The organism is Achromobacter sp. FW305-C-13 (genome assembly GCF_058783475.1).
In genome coordinates, this window is the sequence record NZ_JBYSYN010000001.1 from 980,120 (window position 1) to 998,641 (window position 18,522).

19 protein-coding genes are annotated in these 18,522 nt (G+C 66.5%); 7 read left to right on the top strand and 12 right to left on the bottom strand.

All coding sequences use genetic code 11. The annotated features are described in order from the left end of the window. Positions 1 to 119: 119 nt before the first annotated feature. Complete coding sequence (locus AC3WMU_RS04345) at positions 120 to 1,835, top strand: NYN domain-containing protein (RefSeq protein ID WP_006224374.1); 1,716 nt, start codon at positions 120 to 122, stop codon at positions 1,833 to 1,835. Between the two features lie 12 nt (positions 1,836 to 1,847). Here the strand turns inward: AC3WMU_RS04345 and AC3WMU_RS04350 are convergent, their stop codons facing one another. After that, on the bottom strand, positions 1,848 to 2,642 hold the full coding sequence (locus AC3WMU_RS04350) for an AraC family transcriptional regulator (protein ID WP_492281900.1): 795 nt from the start codon (positions 2,640 to 2,642) through the stop codon (positions 1,848 to 1,850). A gap of 96 nt (positions 2,643 to 2,738) precedes the next feature. Between AC3WMU_RS04350 and AC3WMU_RS04355 the strand changes: the two genes are divergently transcribed. The 3 genes from AC3WMU_RS04355 (at position 2,739) to AC3WMU_RS04365 (ending at position 3,944) form a co-directional block, all read left to right on the top strand. Next, the gene (locus tag AC3WMU_RS04355) at positions 2,739 to 3,014 is read left to right on the top strand and encodes a hypothetical protein (RefSeq protein WP_006224376.1); all 276 of its coding nucleotides are present in this window, start codon (positions 2,739 to 2,741) and stop codon (positions 3,012 to 3,014) included. A 101-nt stretch (positions 3,015 to 3,115) separates the two neighbouring features. Beyond that, positions 3,116 to 3,622 (top strand): 2-thiouracil desulfurase family protein, encoded by a 507-nt coding sequence (locus AC3WMU_RS04360; RefSeq protein ID WP_035212956.1) that lies wholly within the window; start codon positions 3,116 to 3,118, stop codon positions 3,620 to 3,622. Continuing rightward, a complete protein-coding gene (locus tag AC3WMU_RS04365; protein ID WP_492281901.1) occupies positions 3,612 to 3,944 on the top strand; it encodes a hypothetical protein in 333 nt (110 codons plus the stop codon). Before AC3WMU_RS04360 ends, AC3WMU_RS04365 begins: the two co-directional genes overlap by 11 nt. A gap of 21 nt (positions 3,945 to 3,965) precedes the next feature. Here the strand turns inward: AC3WMU_RS04365 and AC3WMU_RS04370 are convergent, their stop codons facing one another. Together AC3WMU_RS04370 and AC3WMU_RS04375 are read right to left on the bottom strand one after the other, a co-directional pair. Beyond that, positions 3,966 to 4,943, bottom strand: a complete 978-nt coding sequence (locus AC3WMU_RS04370; RefSeq protein ID WP_492281902.1) for a Bug family tripartite tricarboxylate transporter substrate binding protein — start codon at positions 4,941 to 4,943, stop codon at positions 3,966 to 3,968. A gap of 124 nt (positions 4,944 to 5,067) precedes the next feature. Beyond that, positions 5,068 to 5,643 (bottom strand): hypothetical protein, encoded by a 576-nt coding sequence (locus AC3WMU_RS04375; RefSeq protein WP_492281903.1) that lies wholly within the window; start codon positions 5,641 to 5,643, stop codon positions 5,068 to 5,070. 429 nt (positions 5,644 to 6,072) lie between these two features. Between AC3WMU_RS04375 and AC3WMU_RS04380 the strand changes: the two genes are divergently transcribed. Further along, positions 6,073 to 6,696, top strand: a complete 624-nt coding sequence (locus AC3WMU_RS04380; RefSeq protein ID WP_234818197.1) for a TetR/AcrR family transcriptional regulator — start codon at positions 6,073 to 6,075, stop codon at positions 6,694 to 6,696. Between the two features lie 165 nt (positions 6,697 to 6,861). Here AC3WMU_RS04380 and AC3WMU_RS04385 read toward each other — a convergent pair whose 3' ends face one another. Together AC3WMU_RS04385 and AC3WMU_RS04390 are read right to left on the bottom strand one after the other, a co-directional pair. After that, positions 6,862 to 7,836, bottom strand: coding sequence for a tripartite tricarboxylate transporter substrate-binding protein (locus AC3WMU_RS04385; protein WP_424625406.1), 975 nt, complete (start codon positions 7,834 to 7,836; stop codon positions 6,862 to 6,864). Between the two features lie 148 nt (positions 7,837 to 7,984). Beyond that, complete coding sequence (locus tag AC3WMU_RS04390) at positions 7,985 to 8,380, bottom strand: hypothetical protein (protein ID WP_492281904.1); 396 nt, start codon at positions 8,378 to 8,380, stop codon at positions 7,985 to 7,987. Positions 8,381 to 8,490: 110 nt separating this feature from the next. Between AC3WMU_RS04390 and AC3WMU_RS04395 the strand changes: the two genes are divergently transcribed. Continuing rightward, positions 8,491 to 9,375 (top strand): LysR family transcriptional regulator, encoded by an 885-nt coding sequence (locus AC3WMU_RS04395; RefSeq protein ID WP_492281905.1) that lies wholly within the window; start codon positions 8,491 to 8,493, stop codon positions 9,373 to 9,375. On the opposite strand, the gene AC3WMU_RS04400 is transcribed toward AC3WMU_RS04395, so the two are convergent. From AC3WMU_RS04400 to AC3WMU_RS04430, 7 genes are all read right to left on the bottom strand, one after another. Next, complete coding sequence (locus AC3WMU_RS04400) at positions 9,372 to 10,766, bottom strand: M20 family metallopeptidase (protein ID WP_492281906.1); 1,395 nt, start codon at positions 10,764 to 10,766, stop codon at positions 9,372 to 9,374. The genes AC3WMU_RS04395 and AC3WMU_RS04400 overlap by 4 nt on opposite strands. After that, positions 10,763 to 11,743 (bottom strand): ABC transporter ATP-binding protein, encoded by a 981-nt coding sequence (locus AC3WMU_RS04405; protein ID WP_492281907.1) that lies wholly within the window; start codon positions 11,741 to 11,743, stop codon positions 10,763 to 10,765. Before AC3WMU_RS04405 ends, AC3WMU_RS04400 begins: the two co-directional genes overlap by 4 nt. Further along, a complete protein-coding gene (locus AC3WMU_RS04410; protein ID WP_492281908.1) occupies positions 11,740 to 12,729 on the bottom strand; it encodes an ABC transporter ATP-binding protein in 990 nt (329 codons plus the stop codon). The genes AC3WMU_RS04405 and AC3WMU_RS04410 overlap by 4 nt, the downstream gene beginning before the upstream one ends. A 2-nt stretch (positions 12,730 to 12,731) precedes the next feature. Next, positions 12,732 to 13,649, bottom strand: a complete 918-nt coding sequence (locus AC3WMU_RS04415) for an ABC transporter permease (RefSeq protein ID WP_006224389.1) — start codon at positions 13,647 to 13,649, stop codon at positions 12,732 to 12,734. Between the two features lies 1 nt (position 13,650). After that, a complete protein-coding gene (locus AC3WMU_RS04420; protein ID WP_006224390.1) occupies positions 13,651 to 14,568 on the bottom strand; it encodes an ABC transporter permease in 918 nt (305 codons plus the stop codon). A gap of 64 nt (positions 14,569 to 14,632) precedes the next feature. Then, positions 14,633 to 16,204 (bottom strand): ABC transporter substrate-binding protein, encoded by a 1,572-nt coding sequence (locus AC3WMU_RS04425; protein WP_492281909.1) that lies wholly within the window; start codon positions 16,202 to 16,204, stop codon positions 14,633 to 14,635. A 107-nt stretch (positions 16,205 to 16,311) separates the two neighbouring features. Continuing rightward, positions 16,312 to 17,106, bottom strand: a complete 795-nt coding sequence (locus tag AC3WMU_RS04430) for a GntR family transcriptional regulator (protein WP_492281910.1) — start codon at positions 17,104 to 17,106, stop codon at positions 16,312 to 16,314. Positions 17,107 to 17,307: 201 nt separating this feature from the next. Here AC3WMU_RS04430 and AC3WMU_RS04435 point away from each other — a divergent pair, with 201 nt between their 5' ends. Further along, complete coding sequence (locus AC3WMU_RS04435) at positions 17,308 to 18,504, top strand: pyridoxal-phosphate-dependent aminotransferase family protein (protein WP_492281911.1); 1,197 nt, start codon at positions 17,308 to 17,310, stop codon at positions 18,502 to 18,504. Positions 18,505 to 18,522 lie beyond the last annotated feature (18 nt).

Here is an 18,522-nt window from a genome sequence, read left to right on the forward strand (position 1 = left end):
GGAAGGGCGGTCGCAAGGGCGGTCGCGAGGGCGGCCAGAGGGTGGTGGAGCCGGATATGTATATCATGAGCGGTATCTGGCGGTCAGCCGCTACAGCCGCCGCAGCATTGGAGAACCACATGAATACCCCCAACGAAAACGTCAGCATGGCGCTTTTCTGCGACTTCGAGAACGTAGCGCTGGGTGTGCGCGACACCAAATACCAGAAATTCGACATCCGGCCCGTGCTGGAGCGCCTGCTGCTCAAGGGCAGCATCGTCGTCAAGAAAGCCTATTGCGACTGGGAGCGGTACAAGGAATTCAAGGCCCCGATGCACGAAGCCAATTTCGAGCTGATCGAGATTCCGCACGTGCGCCAGTCGGGCAAGAATTCGGCCGATATCCGCCTGGTCGTCGACGCGTTGGACTTTTGCTACACCAAGTCGCACGTCAACACGTTCGTGATCATCAGCGGCGATTCCGATTTTTCGCCGCTGGTATCCAAGCTGCGCGAAAACAACAAGAAGGTCATTGGCGTGGGCGTCAAGCAATCCACGTCCGATCTGCTGATCGCCAACTGCGACGAATTCATCTTCTATGACGATCTGGCCCGCGAAGGCCAGCGCACCGCCGACGCGCGCCGCGACAACCGGGGCGGCACCAACGCCGGCCAGCGCCGGACGCCGGACGAAGAGCGCCGCCGCAAGGAAGAGCTTGAGGCCCGCAAGACCCAGGCGGTGGAAATGGTCGTCGAGACCTTCGAGGCGCTGATGGCCGAGCGCGGCGACAGTGGCAAGATCTGGGCGTCGGCGCTGAAGGATGCGCTCAAGCGCCGCAAACCGGATTTCAACGAGTCGTACTACGGCTTTCGCGCCTTCGGCAATCTGCTGGACGAAGCGCAGTCGCGCGGCTTTCTGGAAGTGGGTCGTGAAGAGAAGTCCGGCACCTACGTTTATCGCGACAGCGCCGACAGCGCACCGGCCGTGAACCGCTCGGGTGGCCACAGCGGATCCCGTTCCGCGCAAGGCCGCCAGGCGGCGCCGGCCGACGTCGAGGCCGACGAAGCGCAAGCCGGCGCGGTGCAAGCCGGCGCGGTGCAAGAGGAAGCCAACCCCCGTCCTTCCCGCAAATCGCGCGGTGGGCGCAAGTCGGGCAGGGGCGCCAGCCAGCATGCGGAAGCGGCTGTGGCCGTGCCGTCGGATGCGGCATCTGAGGAACCGGCCGCGCCGTCCGAGGCCTTGGTTCAGGCCGGCGGACAAGCAGAAGCCAGCCAACGGGTAGAGGCGAACAAGCAGGCAGAAGCCAACCAACAGGCAGAGGCCGACAAGCAGGTCGCAGCCGCCAAGCAGGCGGAAGTCGACAAGGAAACCGCCAAGAAGCTTGCCGAGGAAGCCGCCACGCTGGAGGCCATGCGCGCGGATGCGCTGGCCCGCGCCCAGGCGCCCAAGCCTGTCCAACCCTCGCGGCTGCCGCCCATGCCCACGCCATTGCCGCAAGCTCGCCAGCCGCTGCCTGCCGTGGATATCGCCGAATGGACGTTTGTCGAACCTGCTGCAGAATCGCGTCGCGAACCCGCCAAGGCGCCCGCCAAGGTTTCGGACCCGTTCGCCGGCGGCCAGGCCAGACCGGTTGAAGAGGCGCCGGCCACGCCGGCGGTCAAACGCGCCGCTACCCGCGGCCGCAGCGCCACCAAGACGGCCACGGCCACGGCCAAGGCCGTGACGGCCTCTGCGCCGCAGGCTGAAACCACCGATGAGGTGGCCGCCAAGCCCGCCCGCAAGACGGCCAGCAAGACGGCCAGCAAGACCACCAGCCGTACGCGCCAGCCGCGTAAGACGGCGGCCTCGGAATCCTGAGGCGCCGCCGGTTCAGATTGCCGGGCTGCGGTAGCGGCCCGGCGTCACACCCAATTCGCGTTTGAACATGGCGATGAACGCGCTGACGTTGTCGTAGCCCAGGTCCAAGGCCACGGTGGTGACCGGCGCGCCGGCGGCCAGCATTTCCTGCGCCCGCATCAAGCGGGCGTGCTGGCGCCATGCACCGACCGTCATGCCGGTTTCCGCCTGGAAGCGGCGCGCCAGCGTCCGCGGCGCCATGCCGATGGTCTTGGCCCATGCGTCCAGTTGCCGGGTGTCGGACGGCGCATCCGATAGCGCCAATGCCAAGCGTCGCAGCCGCGGGTCGCGCGGCAGCACCAGCGCCGCGCCCGCTCGCGGCAGCGTGCGGATTTCTTCCCGGATCAAGGCTTCGATGTGGCGGCGCGCCGTATCGGGTGCGCCGTCTTCCCACGCCGCGGCTCGGTCCACGGCGGCCACCAGCAATGCGGAAGCTCGCAGCAGGCAGGGTGAGGCCGGTAGGCCGGCGCAGGCGGCCGGGCTCAGGTAGGCGCTGTAGCCGGCATAGGGGCCGTGAGAGCGCAGGCCGTGGGGATGATCGGGCGGAATCCAGACGGCGCGCATGGACGGCACCACCCATTGCTGCTCGCCTGCATAGACGGTCAACAATCCTTGATAGGCACCCAGCAATTGCCCCCGCGCATGCCGATGCATGGCGGTGTCGCGCAATGCGCCGTCTGCGCGGCGCACGGCGATCAGCCGGGGGCCTTGCCGCGAGCGGGCGCGTTCGGGCGCCAGCAAGGGCGGAGGGAGAGCCAAGGGTTCCATATGGCCGAATTACCGTATTGAATGTCAGAAACACCGCAGAATTGCCAGCCGGCAACGCCTATCGTAGCGCTTGTGTCCAACCCTCAGGAGCAACAAATGCAAGCACAGGACGTTTTGCCGGACGGCGTAGACCAAGGAAACTTCAACGGCGTTGCCGTACGCAAAGGGACGGTGGGCGCCTTCCTGGCGAACGCGCGCATATGCCTGGACCCCTTGGCGGCGCCGCAGGCGGTGGACGCGGCCCGGCGCGATATCCAGGACGCGCTGCCCGCCCTGCGCGCGCTGGGCCTGTTTGAGATCCTGCAGGTCAAGGATGCGGGGTTGCGCGCCTGGGTGCAGGCGGAGGAAGGCGGCGCGGACCAGGGCGCCTAGGCGGGCAGAAGTGCACGGCCCTGGTGGACTATGATTCCACGTTTTGGGCCAGCGCCGCAGTTTGCGGGCCGCCCGTTGGCCTACTGCCTGCCGGATTTTCCATGCAATACGTATTGATCAGTTCCTGCCTGCTGGGCAACCCCGTCCGCTACGACGGGCGCGGCGTGCCCAATGGCGACGCCGTGCTGGCGCAATGGCTGGCCGAAGGCCGCGTTGTGCCGGTCTGTCCGGAGGTGGCAGGCGGGATGCCCATTCCCCGGCCGCCCGCCGAGATCGAACCCGGCAAGGTGGCCGCTGCGGTGTTGGACGCCGGCGCCCGGGTCGTGGCGGTGACGGGTGAAGATGTCACCCTGCCGTTCGTGCAGGGCGCGCACGCGGCATTGGCGGCGGCGCGGGAGCGCGGCATCCGTGTGGCGGTACTGAAAGAAGGCAGCCCGTCCTGTGGCAGCGGTTATGTGTATGACGGCCATTTCGCGGGCCGCCGCCAACCGGGCGTGGGCGTGACGGCGGAATTGCTGACGCGGGCGGGCGTGCAGGTCTTCAGTGAAAAGCAATGGGGCGAGGCCCAGGCCTGTCTGGCGCAATGGGAGGCGCAGCATGTGGATTAGCGCAGGCGCCGTGGTCCTGGCGCTGCTGGCAGTCCTGGTGCTGACCGGGCGGCTTGGGTCGTCCGCCGGGTGCTCCGGCGTGGTGGCCAGCGGCCGGCGGTGGCCGGCGCGTGTCGCCGCCGCGCTGTGCCTGCCGCTATCCGCGTTCTTCTACTACGCCTGGTACGCGTTCTACCTGAAGTGGGATTTCAACGAACTGGGCCGCTACTACGATCCCGACGACCAGGTGGTCTACACGTCTTCGGGGTTTGTCTGGGTGATGCCGGCGACCCTGCTGTTGGCCGCCGGGCTGCTTTGCGCCTGGCGCGGCTGGCGCCGCTGAACCCTGAGCGCCGGGGGCAAATCACTCGCTGCGGATATTCGCGGCCTTTACGATCTTGCCGTTGTCCGCGTATTCCCGCTGCACCTGTTGCGCGAATTGCTCGACGCTGCCGGGCGACATGATGTTCAAGGCATCGGTCAGCGGCTTGCTGATGTCAGGCATGGCGGCGACCTGGTTGATGACGGCGTTCATGCGTCGTCGGAAATCGGCGCTGGATGTACCCGGGGCGAAAAAGCCGAACGTCGACGTCATGTTCGCCATGGGATAGCCCAGTTCGGCAAAGGTCGGCGCGTCCGGCCGGCCGGGCAGGCGGGACGGTGAGCCCACCGCCAGCAGCTTGAGCTTGCCTTCGTCGATCAGCGTGTTGACGGGGGCGGACGCGTTGACCAGCATCAGCGTGAACTGACCTCCCAGGGCGTCCGGCACCATCTGCGCCATGCCCTTGTACGGCACGTGCGTGATGCGCACCTTGGCCTGGCCGTTGATTTGTTCCAGCATCAGGTGCCCCAGCGACCCGACGCCCGCCGTCGCCAGCGACAAGCCGTCGGGGTCCGCCTTGGCCTGGTCCAGCATGTCCTTGAAGTCCTTGCCCGTGAATTTCGGGCCGCCCACCAGGTACACCGGCGAGTACATCACGGCAGCCACCGGCGCCAGGTCCTTCAGCGGGTCGTACAGGGTTTTCATGACGTGTGGCGACAACGTGACCGGGCTGACGGCGGTAAATCCCAAGGTGTTTTCATCGTGGGCGCGGGCCACGGTGTTCATGCCGATCATGCCACCCGCGCCGCCGCGGTTTTCAACGACGACGGGCCGGCCGAGTTCCACGGCCAGCTTCTGCGCAAAGGCGCGCGCGGTGTTGTCAACGATGCCCCCGGCGCCGTAAGGCACCACGATGGTCAGGGCCTGGGACTTGGCGTCGGTCTGGGCGTGGACGGAGAACGAGGCGGCGCAAACTGCGCTGAATGCGCAAAGGCCGGCGAACCGCTTGAAGTTGAGCATGGCTTTCCCTTGTTGCCCGGCGTGACGGCCGCGCGTATTAGCGGGCCGTCCAATGCGGCGCGCCGGCATGCAGTGTGTGCAGGCCGGCGCGTCAGGACAATGGGGAATATCCGGGGTTGCGGCGTCAGTTGGCGCGGTAGCCGCGGCTGTTCATGCAGGAATCCAGCGCGTGGTTGTAGGAATCCACCATGACTTGCGTGGTCCATTGCGAAATGGTTGCCGGGTCGTAGCCGCTTTGGTTCATGGCCCAGCGCTGGCAATCGCTCGTGGCATTGGCTTGGGCCGAATTGACCTTGGGCGCAGATTCATATTGCACGGGTGCGTATTGCGGCTGCGGTTGCGCGTAGGCAATGGGCGGGGCGCTGTAGACGGGAGGCGCGTCGTAGACGGGCGCGGCATACACCGGCGGGCTCGTATAGGCCACGCCCGGCGAGGCATACACCCCAGTCTGCACATAATTGGGGCCGGAGTCAGCCGCCAGCAACAGGCCGACCGCCGCCAACGCGAAGGCGCCGCCCACCCACCAGCCCGCCGAACTGCTGCCGCCACCGCCGTGGTGGTGATAGTTATTACCGCCGTGATAGCCGCCGTGGTAGCCGCCGCCACCCCAACCACCGCCGCGTCCGCCGGCCATCACGGGCGCGCTCGCAACGGCAAGCGCCAACGCCACGACAACCCTCCGGCCTGTAAACCGTTTCATGATCTTGCTCCTGAGTCGCCGCGCAACAGCCTCTATATAAGAGACTCGCGGCGATAACGCTACTTTACTGCTGCGGGAGCACCAAAATATGTTGCAAACGCTACGGTCATTTCAAGTGACTTCAGGGCGACGATGGTGGAATACCGCTAGCTGGGCCGAGGTATTTCCGGCCCTTTGTCGCCAATTTGCGACGATGCAATGTTTCAGCATTCCATCAATCGCGTCGCCGGATTGGCAACCTTGGCTGGCGCCGCACACGGCGATGCGGCTTGCAGGATGATTCAATAGCCGTACGGGGCGCTTTTCGACATGTCGCAACATGCGTAACGATCGTGACATCCGGCAGCCTGACCATTCTGGGAAGTAGTGGCGGAAAGCCAGGAAGGGTAGTACTTTCTCGCGATGATTACGGCACGACCCTCTTCTTTATTGCAAGACAAGCGGCTCACGAAGGGTGAACGCACTCGGTTACAGCTTCTGCAGGTCGCCGCGGCGGAGTTCGCCGAGCGCGGATTCCAGCAAACGCGGATCAGCGACATTGTCGCCCGCGCCGGTGTGACCCAGCCTGTCTTTTATCAATACTTCTCAAGCAAGCAAGCGGCCTACGACGAACTGGTCGGCATGTTCGCGCAGCGCTTGCGGCAGGCCATCAGCCTGGCGCGTTTGCCCGCTGACCTGGACGGTACGCAAATGTCGGACCGAATCCGCCGTGGCGTCCGCGGCCTGCTTGCCATCTTGCAGGAAGATCCTAACCTGACCCGCATCGGCTTCTTCCAGGTGGCCGCGGCTGAAGCGCTGAAGGACGAACTGGTGGCGATGATCGCCGACAACGTCCGCGCCGAGCAGCAGGCGGGGCTGTTCCGGGCGGCGATTCCGGCCGATTGGTTCGCGCAGTCGCTGATGGGCATCATCGAACGCTTCACGCGCCAACTGCCGGACGCCGCGCAGCAGCAGGCGTTGGCGGAATTCATCACCGACCTGCTGCTGGACGGCATACGGGACCCCGACCCGGATCGTCAACGCGACCGGCAACCGCCACGCCAAGCCTCCTAGCCGGAGGCTTTTTTTTTTGTCGCCGGGCCGCCCCAAGACAAAAAACGCCCCCTCGGGGGGCAGCAAGCACGCGCCGCGTGCGTAGCGTGGGGGCATTTTCCGTCGCCGGGCCGCCCCAAGACAAAAAACGCCCCCTCGGGGGGGCAGCAAGCACGCGCCGCCTGGCTACTCGACCCGCGCGCCCGAAGCGGCCACCAGCTTGCCGGCGGCTTCCCAGTCCGCCTTCAGCAGATCCTGGAACTGTTCGGGGGACTTGGCTTCGGCTTCGACGCCTAGCGATGCCAGGCGAGCCTGCACCTTGGGGTCGGCCAGCACCTTGTTGACCGCGGCATTGATCTTGGCGCGTTCGGCCGAGGGCAAGCCGGCGGGCGCCAGCAGGCCCAGCCAGGAATCGAAGGCGTAGCCCGGCAAGCCGCTTTCGGCGACGGTGGGCAGGTCGGGCGCGAAGCGCGAGCGCGTCTTGCCGGTGTAGGCCAGGAACGTCACGCGCGGGTCGTTGCGGTACGCCGTGACGCCGATGGTGGCGGCGGTGACGGCTTGCACGCGTCCGGCCAGCAGTTCCGTGACGGCGTCGCCCGTGGACTTCATCGGGATGTGCTGCATCTGGACGCCAGCGGCGGTCAGGAACGAGGCCATGCCCAGGTGGGAGGCGCTGCCGTTGCCGGCCGACGCGTAATCGTAGGCGCCCGGTTTCGCTTTGACGGCCTGGATGAATTCAGCCGTGTTCTTCACCTGCAGGCCGGCGGACGCCAGGATGATGTAGCCGGTGTTGCCCAGGTAGGCGACCCCCGTGAAGTCCTTGTAGGGGTCGTAGCTGAGGTTTTTGTACAGATAGCCGGCGATGTTGTGGCTGGCCGCGGCCAGCACCAGGGTGTTGCCGTCCGGCGTGGCGCGGGCCACTTGCGACGTGCCTACGGTGCCGCCCGCGCCAGCGCGGTTTTCCACCACGATGGAGGCGTTCAAGGCCTGGCCCAGCTCGTCACTGATGGCGCGGGCGATGGTGTCCTGGACGGCGCCCGTGCCGTAAGGGACGACGATGCGGATGACGCGTTGTTCGGCGTGGGCGGTGCCGACGCCGGCAAGGGCCAGCGTCAGGGCAAGCAGGGTGGTGCGGCGTACAGCTTGGAATCGGAAGGGCATGAAAGCGGCTCGTATCGGGGGCGCGCGCTGGCGGATTGCCGGCACGACGGGACGGCGTTGGACTCTAATGATTCATGCCGCCCACGCCAACGATTTATTCCCCGCTTGCATATAGCTGCAGGGGATATGGCCGCCCGCCGCCGTCGGGTCACGCCCAGGTTTCGTGCAGATGCGCCCATTGCGGCAGCTCACCCGCCCCGGCTGTGAACAGGACGGTCGCGCGTCGCTGCGTAGCGCCCGTGTTCCAGACGTGCCGTTCGCGGTAGGTGAGCAGCACCGACGCCGTGTCCACGTGGTGCACCGTCATGTCGTCGATGTCGATCTTCAGGCCCGGGCGCGCGCCGCGCAGGCCGGCGAACAAAGCGGGTAGCGCGTTCCCGTCCAGACGCTGGCCGTCGGTGGCGATCATGGTGAAGCCGGGCGCAAAGCGCGACAGCAGGTGGGCCAGGACGTGGTCCGGCGCGTCGGGCTGGCCGATCCATTGTTCGATCAGGGCGTGGGCGTCCAGCGTCAGGCGCAGGCAAGGGGTAGAAAGGTCCGTCATGGCGGGCTTCAAAGACAATAAGGAGCGCCATTCTAGGTAGGCCGGTGTTCTGAAAGAAGCTCAAATGGCTAGATATACTGTTCGTATTTTTTTGACAATGGGATGCGCCCATGATCAACCTGAATCGTTTGGGGATGTTCGTCGCGGTCGTTGAAGCCGGCTCGTTCACGGCGGCTGCCGACACGCTGGGTACGACCAAAGCGGTCGTCAGCTTCAACCTCAAGCAGCTGGAACAAGAGCTGGGAGTGGCGCTATTGACCCGCAGCACCCGGCGCTTGGCGCTGACCGAGGCCGGCGAAGGCTTTTATGCGGAATGCGCGCGACTGCTGCGCGAGGCCGACGCGGCCGTGGATCAGGCGCGGTCGGGGCAGGCCACCTTGGCGGGCAGCTTGCGCGTGACCGCCACGGTGGATTACGGCAACCGTATCGTGGCGCCCGCCCTGGCGGCTTTCGCGCGGCGCCATCCTGCGCTGCGGGTCAGCTACCAGGCCAGTTCCGCGCACGCCGACCTGATCGGCGACCGGCTGGATCTGGCGATCCGCGTGGGGACGCTGGCGGATTCCAGCTATCGCGCCACGCCGATCGGCCAATTCAAGCTTCTGCTTGTGGCCAGCCCGGCGTTGCTGGCGGAGCATGGCGCGCCGCGCACGCTGGAGGCCCTGGCTGCGATGCCCTGGCTGGCCAACCGGCCGGGACGCAGCGACCACTGGCGCGTGACCGATGGCAAAGGGCGAGAACACGCGCTGCGGGTCGCGCCTGTGGCCCATGCCGACACGGCGTCGGCGTTGCTGGCGTTTGCCGAAGCCGGCTGCGGGGTGGCCGCGTTGCCGGACTGGCTGCTGGAAGAACCGCTGGCGCGGGGCGCGTTGCGGCGGGTGCTGCCGACGATTTCGCTGCCGCCGCAACCGGTGTATGCCGTCTACCCTGACACCCGCCACGTCAGCGCGAAGGTCCGGCGCTTCATCGATTTCCTGCGCGCGCCGGATAAGCCTTAACGCGCGACCGCGGGCGTACCGCCTGCGCCCAGGTCCCAGTACAGCCCGGTCATCAGCCCCAGCGCCTGGCGCAGCAATTCCGGCGGCAGGTGTTCGTTGGGCGCATGTTGCGAGCAGCCCGGATACGAGTGCGGCACCCAGATCGTCCGCAGGCCCAAGACGTCGGTGAAGATGTCGTTGGGCAGCGATCCGCCCAGGTTGGGCAAGAGCGCGGTCTTTTCGCCGGAGGTGCGTTCCAGCGAATCCACCGCCCATTGCACCCAGGCGTCGTCGGGATCGATGCGGGTGGCGCAGAACATGGATTCGCGCGTGAGTGCGATCTTGACCATCGGAAAGCCCTGGCGATCCAGGTGCCGGCGCAGCGCGGGGATCAGGTCTTCCGGGTCCACGCCCACCACGAAGCGCAGTTGGCAGCGGGCCCAGGCGCGCGGCGGGATGGCGTTGACGGGTGTTTCGGGGTTGCCCGTCTTGTAGGCCAGGACTTCGAAGGAACACCAGCCGAACACCCGTTCAGCGGGCGACAGGCCGGGCTCGCCCCATTCCGGTTCGATCTCCGGGCCGTCCGCGCCGCCGTCCACCTGGCAATCGGCCAGTGCGCGGCGCACGGCGGCCGGCAGTTCGGCCGGCACCCATTCCGGGATGCGGATCTGTCCGGTGGGCGAGACAATGGTGGCGATGGCGTGGGCCAGTTGGATGCCGGGGTTGGAAATCAGCCCGCCCCAGTTGCCGGAGTGATGGCCGCCGGCGCGCGCCTCGATGCTCAGGTCGAAGTTCAGGCTGCCGCGCGCGCCCAGGAAAATGGTGGGGCGCTCGGCGGCCAGGCGCGGGCCGTCTGAGGCGATCAGCAGGTCGGCGGCCAGCAGGTCGCGGTGCTCGGCGCATAGCTCGCGCAGGCCCATCGACCCCGTCTCTTCGCCCATTTCAATCAGATACTTGGCGTTGAAGCCCAGCTTGCCGCGCGTTTCCAACACCAGCCGCAGCGCCTCCATGTTGATCGTGTGCTGGCCCTTGTTGTCGGCGATGCCGCGGCCGTACCAGCGGCCCTCGGCCTCGGTCAGCGCCCACGGCGACAGGCCGTCCTTCCATTCCTTTTCCAGGCCGCGGATGACGTCGCCGTGTCCGTAGCCCAGCACGGTGGGCAGGGCGGGGTCTTCGATGCGCTCGGCATACAGGAAAGGCGCCAGCGCCTTGGGGTGGGTCAGCGTGCGGCAGGTGAATCCCAAGGCTTCGAATGCCGGGCGGATCTCGGATTCCAGGTAGTCGGCCAGCACGGCGGCGCGCTCCGGATTCTGGCTTTCCGTCGGCAGCGCCAGCCGGCGCGCCAATAGCGCGCGGAAGGCGCCCGAATCAAAACAGTGTTCCGCTTGGGCGATGGCTTGCTCACGGGTCATGATGGTCGGGCTCCGTCGGGATGAGAGGAAGAGGTCGGGTACAGGTGGCAGGCCACCACGGATTCGTCGCGCAGCGCCAGCGCCGGGCGTTCGGTCCTGCATTGCGCCATGGCGTACTGGCAGCGCGGATGGAAGGGGCAGCCCGGCGGCGGATGCAGCGGGTCGGGAAACGACAGCCCCAGCCCCATATCGGGGATGCCAAGGCCGGGCTCCGGCGTCAGCACCGATGCCAGCAGCGCCTGCGTGTACGGATGGCGCGGGTCATGGAACAGTTGCGCCGTGGGAGAGGACTCCACGACGCGGCCCAGGTACATCACTGCAACGTGGGTGGCGATGTGCTCCACCACCGCCAGGTTGTGGCTGATGAAGACATAGGTCAGGTTGAACTCGCGCCGCAGGTCCATCAGCAGGTTCATGATCTGCGCCTGCACCGACACGTCCAGCGCCGAGGTGGGCTCATCGCAGATGACAATCTCGGGGTGCATGACCAGCGCCCGGGCAATGGCCACGCGCTGGCGCTGTCCGCCGGACAATTGCCCCGGCGTGTTGTGCGCCAGGCGCGGCGGCAGGCCGACCCGCTCCAGCATCTCGATCGCTTTATGCAGCTTGGGGTTGGCGATGCCGTGCACCTCCAGCGGCAGCGACACGATGGACGCGATGGAGCGGCGCGGGTTCAAGGACGAATACGGGTCCTGGAAAATCGGCTGCACCCGGCGGGCGAGCGCGCGGCGGTCCATCTGCCGGATGTCCTGGCCGTCCAGCTTGATGGCCCCTTCGGTGGGGGGCGTAAGGCCCAGCAGCATGCGGGCCAGGGTGGACTTGCCGCAACCGGATTCGCCCACGATGCCCAGCACCGCGCCGCGTTCCACGGCGAGGTCCACGCCGTTGACGGCATGCAGCGTGCTGCGCGGACGGAATAGCCCCGCGCGGATCGAGAATTGCCGGCTGACGGCTTCGGCTTGCAAGAGCGCGGTCATGCCGGAACTCCTTCCTCTTGGCGGATGCAGCGCCATTGCTGTTCGGGCGGGTGGCCGTAGACGGGGATCGTGTCGCGGCATTGGGGCTGCGCGTAGCGGCAGCGGTCGGCAAAGGCGCAGCCGCGCAGGTCGCCCACCAGCGAGGGCACGACGCCGGGGATGGTGCCCAGCGATTCGCCGGGCGGCGTGCGGCCGGGAACCGGGATACAGCCCAGCAGCCCCTGCGTGTAGGGATGGCGCGGGGTGGCGAAGATGCTCTCGACGGGGCCTTCCTCGACGATCTGGCCCGCATACATCACGGCGACTTGCCGCGCGATGCGCGCGACCACGCCCAGGTCATGCGTGATCAGCACCATGGCGATGCCCAGCTCGGCCTGCAAGTCGGCCAGCAGGCGCAGGATCTGGGCCTGGATGGTGACGTCCAGCGCGGTGCTGGGCTCGTCGGCGATAAGCAGTTCAGGGCCGCACATCAGCGCCATCGCGATCATCACGCGCTGGCGCAGTCCACCGGACAACTGGTGCGGGTACTGCGTCAGCCGCTGTCCGGCGGACGCGATGCCGACTTTCTCCAGCAGCTCGATGGCGCGGTCGCGCGCCTGCTGCTTCGTGGCATGGCGGTGATGGATGTAGTGCTCGGTGAGCTGTTCGCCGATGGGGTAGGCCGGGTTCAGCGCCGTCATCGGTTCCTGGAAGATCATCGCCATCTTGCTGCCGCGCAGGGCGTTGATGCGGCGGCCGCGCGCAGCCGACAGGTCTTCGCCCAACACCGACAGTCGGCGGGTGCTGCGCTGCGCGGCCTTGGGCAGCAGCCCCATGATGGCTAGCGAGGTCATCGACTTGCCGCAGCCCGATTCGCCCACCAGGCACAGCGTTTCACCCCGCCGGACCTGGAAGGACACGTCGCGCACCGCGTGCAGCGGGCCGCGGGGCGTGGCGATGTCGACGGTCAGCCCTTGTACGTCCAGGACGATTTCTTTGTCGATCATGGTCAGGCCCTCTCTTCAGGCGTCAGCAGTTGATGCAGCCCATCGCCAGCCAGGTTGATTGCGAAGATCAGCAGCGCCAGCGCCGAGCCCGGGATGGCGATCAGCCAGAACGAGAAGAACATGTAGGCCTTGGCCTCGGAAATCATCAGGCCCCAGGACGGCAGCGGCGGCTGCACGCCCAGGCCCAGGAACGATAGCGAGGCTTCCAGCAGGATGGCGCTGGCGGCTTCCAGCGTGGCGATGACGATCAGCTGCGGCACGACGTTGGGCAGGACTTCGCCCCAGACGATGCGCCAGGTGGACGCGCCCGCGGCTTGCGCCGCAGCCACGTATTCCAGCGACCGCACCTGCTGCGTGGCGCTGCGCATGACGACGGCGTAGCGGTCCCATTTCAACAGGCCCAGCACCAGGATCACCACCCAGAGCGACCCGCCGACGATGGCCACGGTAGCCAGCGCCACCAGGATGACCGGCATCGACAAGCGGGTCGTGATCAGGAACGACACCGCCATGTCGACCTTGCCGCCGAAGTAGCCGGCGGCCATGCCCATGGCCGTGCCGATCAGCCCGGAGATCAGCGCCACGCTGATGCCGATCAAGAGCGAAATGCGCGCGCCGTAGAACAGGCGGGACATATAGTCGCGGCCCAATTGGTCGGTGCCCAGCGGATGCAGCCAGGTGCCTTTTTCGTACCAGACCGGTGGCGCGGTACGGTAGGCCAGGTCCTGGAAGTAGGGGTCGTGCGGAGAGATCCACGGCGCCAGCAGCGCGATCAGCACGATGGCAAGCAGAATGCCGCCGCCGGCCAAGAGGGCCTTGTTGCGGCGCAGGCGGCGCCAGCGCAGCGTGGAGGCGGACAGTTCCAGCGGAGCCGGTGCGGGGGCGCCGGGCGCGGCAGGGGTGAGGGTAGGCGTATTCATGTCAGGACACCCGGATGCGCGGATCCAGCCACGCGTTGGCGATATCGGCGGCCAGCGTCAGCAGCACATACAGCACGGACAGCAGCAGCACGATCAGCTGCATGACGGGGTAATCCTTGTACGTGATGCTTTGGTAGGCCAGGTAGCCCAGGCCGTCGAGCGCGTAGATGGTTTCGATGACGACGGAGCCGCCCAGCAGGTAGCCCAGCTGCACGGCGGCCAGGGCCACCACCGGCACGATGGCGTTGCGCAGCGCATGCTTGAAGATGATCTTGCGCGCGGGCAGGCCCTTGGCCCGCGCGGTGCGGATGTAGTCCGCGCCCAGCACTTCAATCATGCCGGCGCGGATCAGCCGCATGAAGGCGGGCGCCACGTAATAGCCCAGGGCGATGGCCGGCATCACGAAATGCTGCCACGTCCCGCTGCCCGACACGGGCAGGATGCGTAGCGAGATCGAGAACAGCATGATCAGGATCAGCGCAAAGAAGAAGTTGGGCAGCGCCTGGCCCAGCACCGCGATTGCCAGGCAGATGCGGTCGATCAGGCTGCCTTTATATAGCGCGGCCAGCACGCCCAGCGGAATGGAGATCAGCAGCGCGAACCCAAGTGCGCCCATGCCCAGCAGCAGCGTGGTCTTGAGCTTGGACAGGATCAACGGGCCGGCTTCGGTCTTGAAATACACCGACGTGCCGAAATCGCCTTGCAGGATGTGCCAGAGCCAGTCGGCGTACTGCACCGCCAGCGGCCGGTCCAGCCCGTAGGTCTTGCGGATCATGTCGATGTCCGCCTGGCGCGCGCCTTCGCCCGCCAGGGCCAGGGCCGGGTCGCCGGACAGGTGCAGCAGCAGGAACGCCAGGATCGAAACGGTCAGCGCCACCAGCGCCGCCAGGCCCAGGCGCCTGATCGTGAAATAAAGCATAGGACTTCCTCTATCGTTTCGCGGCGCCGGGCGGCGCGATGCCTGCCCGGCGCAACGCTGCGCCTTACTTCCAGCTCATGTCCCAGAAGCGCACCAGCTCATCCGAGTAGGGCTTGAAGTTCACGTCCTTGGTGGCGACGTAGTAGGCGGGCAGCGTCCACAGCGGCACCGCATAGGCCTTTTGCGCGATCAGGTCCAGCGCTTCCTTGTAGGCCGCATTGCGGGGGGCGGGGTCGATCGTGTGGTCGCCCTTGTTGAGCAGGTCCCGCACCTGGGCGTCGCGCGTGACGTCGTCGTTGCCGAAGGCGAAGTACACCGGCGTGGACGCCGAGACGTCGTTGACCAGGTTCGACCCCCAGGTCTGGTGGGTCAGCGACGCCTTGTTGGCGCGGATCATGTCGCGCATGGCGGCGTACTGCAGGTAGTTCAGCTTGGCGCGGATGCCCACGGCCTGCAGGTAGTTGATGATGGCTTCCGTCTGGTTGCGTTCGCGGTACGCCACGATGTCAATGTCGAAGCCGTTGGCGTAGCCGGCGTCCGCCAGCAGTTTCTTGGCCAGCGCCGGGTCGTACTTGTAGGTGGGCGCGCCATCCTGCGTGCAGCCCACTTGCGACGGGGTGCAGATGGTGTTGATGAGGCCGCCGCCTTCGCCCACGATGTTCTTCAGCATGGCGTTGCGGTCGATCGCGTGGATGATGGCGCGGCGCACGCGCTCGTCTTTCAGCTGGGGCGCCGGGGTGCCGTCCTGGATGTTCATCTGCATGAAGACGATGCGCATCGTGTTGCCCGTGACCATTTGCAGGTTGGGCATCTGGCCCAGCTGTTCGGCCTGGTCCTTGGGCACGCTCATGATCAGGTCTTCGCCGCCCGAGATCACTTCGGCCATCTGGGTCTGGCGGTCGGGGATGAAGCGGATGACGACTTTGCCGATCTTGGGCTGCGCCTTGGGCGAATCCTTGAAGTAGTCGGCGTTGCGCTCCAGCGTGATGGACTTGCCGGGCTGGTAGTCGGTGACCTTGTAGGGGCCCGACCCCACGGGTTTGGCGTTCATGCCCTTGGGACCGACTTCCTGGTAGTACTTGGCGGGATGGATGGCAGCGGTGGTGGACAGGTATTCCTTGGCGCCGGGGAAGGGCTCCTTGGTGGTGAGACGCACCTTGTACTTGTCGATCTTCTCGACCTTGTCGATCCAGGCCACGTTCTGCTGGGTGACGGCCTTGTTCTTGGGGTCGGCCACGTAGTTCAGCGTGTACACGACCGAGTCCGCGTCGAACTCCTCGCCGTTATGGAATTTCACGCCTTCGCGCAACTCGAATTCCATCGTCTTGTCGTCGACCTGCTTCCAGCTCTTGGCCAGCTGGCCCTTGTACTCGTTGGTGACGGGGTCGCGGTACAGCAGCGTGTCCCAGACGTTGGCGGCGATGATGACGCCGATCCGCACGTTGTTGAAATACGGGTCCACGCTTTCCGGCGCCTGGTCGTAGGCCATGCGCAAGGTGTCGTCCTTCTTGCCGGCCAGCGCGGGCTGGGAGGCAAGCGTGGCGCAGGCCAGCAAGGCGGCGGCAAGCGCGTTCAGGGCAGGGGTGCGGCGGGAGGGCAAGGCGGGTGAGACGGGTGTGAAGCGACAATCAGCCATGGTGAAGGCTCCTCTGGAAGGCACTACATGTACTGCGTATCCATCATCTCGCTCCGGGCCGCGCCACCCTGGTTCTTATCGTTGTCGTCCGTGGGCTGGGAAGGGCTTCAACCCGATCCGGACGACTGCGCGGTCGCGGGGGCCTGCCCTGCGTTCAACGTCTTTAAGGCGGCCTCGCACTTGCGCTGCAAGTGCTGCCGCATGATGCCCGCCAGCCGGTCCGCGTCGCGCGCGTCCAGGGCGTCGGCCATTTCGATGTGTTCCCGCATTGCCAGATCCCATTTCTGGCGGTCTTCGTTCGACACGAAGCGCAGGTTCTGGATGCGTGCGTTCTGGGCGTCGTACAGCTGCTTGAGCTGGCTGTTGTGCGAGGCCAGGCTGATGCGTTCGTGGATTTCGCGGTTGGTGCGGAAGTAGGTAGGCAGGTCGTGGCGGGCGTGGCTGGCCATCATTTCGTAGGTCAGCGCACGGATTTCCGCGATCTCGACATCCGTCGCCCGTTCGCACGCCAGCCGGCACGACATGGCTTCCAGTCCGCCGATCACTTCGAAGGCTTCGCGGATGTTCGCCTCAGACAGCGCCACCACCTGCGCGCCGCGGTTTGGTTCGATCTGCACCAGCCCTTCGGCCGCCAGCACGCGGAACGCTTCGCGCATCGGGGTGCGCGAGACGCCCAGCAGGTCGCACAGCGCACGTTCGTTCAGGCGGGAGCCGGGCGGGAATTCGCCCTGGATGATGCGTTCGCGCAATTGGCTGGCGACCGCGCCGGGCAGCGTGCGGCCGTTGCCGGCGGCGCGCGGCGCCGAGGGCGGAACCCTGGCGGTTGGCGTCGCATCGGAATCGGCGCGGCCGGCATCTGCCGACCTTGCCAGATTCGGCATCAGGCTAGGATTGCTGCTCATTGGTATACCAACATTTCCCCGTATTTTTCTAGACTATAAACCTGTGGCCTGCGGTTCAATCATGGGTGTATACCCTAGGTTATCGATGTAAAAACAATGGGATAGAGTGGCGCATGCCGCAAGTCCGCATGCGAGACAAACGTCGTTTACGCGTCGCGCATCTTTCGTTGGTATACAAAAAATTCCACTCTGGGGCTACGCATGCTTACCCTGAACTCCCATCCGTCCGGCCGGCATTTCCTGCAGATTCCGGGGCCGACGAATGTGCCTGACCGCGTGCTGCGGGCCATCGATCAGCCCACCATCGACCATCGAGGGCCGGAGTTCGGCGCGCTGGGGCTGGCCGTGCTGGCGGGAGTCAAGCAGGTCTTCCAGACGCAATCCCCCGTGGTCATTTTTCCGTCGTCGGGCACCGGCGCGTGGGAAGCGGCGCTGGTCAACACGCTGTCGCCGGGCGACCGGGTGCTGATGGTGGAAACCGGCCACTTCGCCAGCCTGTGGAAGAAGCTGGCGGGCCGCCTGGGGCTTGAGGTCGACTACATCGAAGGCGACTGGCGTCACCCCGTGGACGCCGCCGTGATCGGCGCGCGCCTTGCCGAAGACACGCAGCACCGCATCAAGGCCGTGTGCGTGGTGCATAACGAAACCTCGACGGGCGTCACCAGCGACATCGCCGCCGTGCGCGCCGCGATCGACCGCGCCGCGCATCCCGCGCTGCTGATGGTGGACACGATTTCGTCGCTGGGCTCGATCGACTACCGCCATGACGAATGGGGCGTGGACGTGACGGTGGCCGGCTCACAAAAGGGCCTGATGCTGCCGCCCGGCCTGGCGTTCAATGCCGTCAGCGCGCGGGCGCTTGCCGCCGCCGACACCGCGCGCCTGCCGCGCGCCTACTGGGACTGGCGCGACATGCTGACCGCCAACGCCAAAGGCTATTTCCCGTATACGCCGTCGACCAACCTGCTGTACGGCCTGCACGAGGCCTTGGCCATGCTGCAAGCCGAAGGCCTGCCGCGTGTGTTCGCGCGGCACGAACGCCATGCGCGTGCCACGCGCCTGGCCGTGGCCGGATGGGGGCTGGAATTGCTAAGCCTGGATCCGGCCGCACACAGCCCTGCGTTGACCGCTGTGCTGATGCCTGAGGGTCACGGCGCGGACGCGCTGCGCAAGATCATCCTGGACCGCTTCGACATGTCGTTGGGGCAGGGCCTGGGCAAGCTGACCGACCGGGTCTTCCGCATCGGTCACCTTGGCCACTTCAATGACCTGACCCTGTGCGGCACCCTGGCCGGCGTCGAGATGGGTCTGGCCGCCGCCGGCGTGCCGCACCGCGCGGGCGGCATGCAGGCCGCAATGGAATTCCTGGCCCGCACGCCCGAAGGCGCCACGGCCTGACACACCACAATAACGAGG

What these genes read in the sequence shown, in the direction of transcription:
- AC3WMU_RS04345 (WP_006224374.1), top strand. Translation starts at nt 120, where the DNA reads ATGAATACCCCCAACGAAAACGTCAGCATGGCGCTTTTCTGCGACTTC.
- AC3WMU_RS04350 (WP_492281900.1), bottom strand. Translation starts at nt 2,642, where the DNA reads ATGGAACCCTTGGCTCTCCCTCCGCCCTTGCTGGCGCCCGAACGCGCC.
- AC3WMU_RS04355 (WP_006224376.1), top strand. Translation starts at nt 2,739, where the DNA reads ATGCAAGCACAGGACGTTTTGCCGGACGGCGTAGACCAAGGAAACTTC.
- AC3WMU_RS04360 (WP_035212956.1), top strand. Translation starts at nt 3,116, where the DNA reads ATGCAATACGTATTGATCAGTTCCTGCCTGCTGGGCAACCCCGTCCGC.
- AC3WMU_RS04365 (WP_492281901.1), top strand. Translation starts at nt 3,612, where the DNA reads ATGTGGATTAGCGCAGGCGCCGTGGTCCTGGCGCTGCTGGCAGTCCTG.
- AC3WMU_RS04370 (WP_492281902.1), bottom strand. Translation starts at nt 4,943, where the DNA reads ATGCTCAACTTCAAGCGGTTCGCCGGCCTTTGCGCATTCAGCGCAGTT.
- AC3WMU_RS04375 (WP_492281903.1), bottom strand. Translation starts at nt 5,643, where the DNA reads ATGAAACGGTTTACAGGCCGGAGGGTTGTCGTGGCGTTGGCGCTTGCC.
- AC3WMU_RS04385 (WP_424625406.1), bottom strand. Translation starts at nt 7,836, where the DNA reads ATGCCCTTCCGATTCCAAGCTGTACGCCGCACCACCCTGCTTGCCCTG.
- AC3WMU_RS04390 (WP_492281904.1), bottom strand. Translation starts at nt 8,380, where the DNA reads ATGACGGACCTTTCTACCCCTTGCCTGCGCCTGACGCTGGACGCCCAC.
- AC3WMU_RS04395 (WP_492281905.1), top strand. Translation starts at nt 8,491, where the DNA reads ATGATCAACCTGAATCGTTTGGGGATGTTCGTCGCGGTCGTTGAAGCC.
- AC3WMU_RS04400 (WP_492281906.1), bottom strand. Translation starts at nt 10,766, where the DNA reads ATGACCCGTGAGCAAGCCATCGCCCAAGCGGAACACTGTTTTGATTCG.
- AC3WMU_RS04405 (WP_492281907.1), bottom strand. Translation starts at nt 11,743, where the DNA reads ATGACCGCGCTCTTGCAAGCCGAAGCCGTCAGCCGGCAATTCTCGATC.
- AC3WMU_RS04410 (WP_492281908.1), bottom strand. Translation starts at nt 12,729, where the DNA reads ATGATCGACAAAGAAATCGTCCTGGACGTACAAGGGCTGACCGTCGAC.
- AC3WMU_RS04415 (WP_006224389.1), bottom strand. Translation starts at nt 13,649, where the DNA reads ATGAATACGCCTACCCTCACCCCTGCCGCGCCCGGCGCCCCCGCACCG.
- AC3WMU_RS04420 (WP_006224390.1), bottom strand. Translation starts at nt 14,568, where the DNA reads ATGCTTTATTTCACGATCAGGCGCCTGGGCCTGGCGGCGCTGGTGGCG.
- AC3WMU_RS04425 (WP_492281909.1), bottom strand. Translation starts at nt 16,204, where the DNA reads ATGGCTGATTGTCGCTTCACACCCGTCTCACCCGCCTTGCCCTCCCGC.
- AC3WMU_RS04430 (WP_492281910.1), bottom strand. Translation starts at nt 17,106, where the DNA reads ATGAGCAGCAATCCTAGCCTGATGCCGAATCTGGCAAGGTCGGCAGAT.
- AC3WMU_RS04435 (WP_492281911.1), top strand. Translation starts at nt 17,308, where the DNA reads ATGCTTACCCTGAACTCCCATCCGTCCGGCCGGCATTTCCTGCAGATT.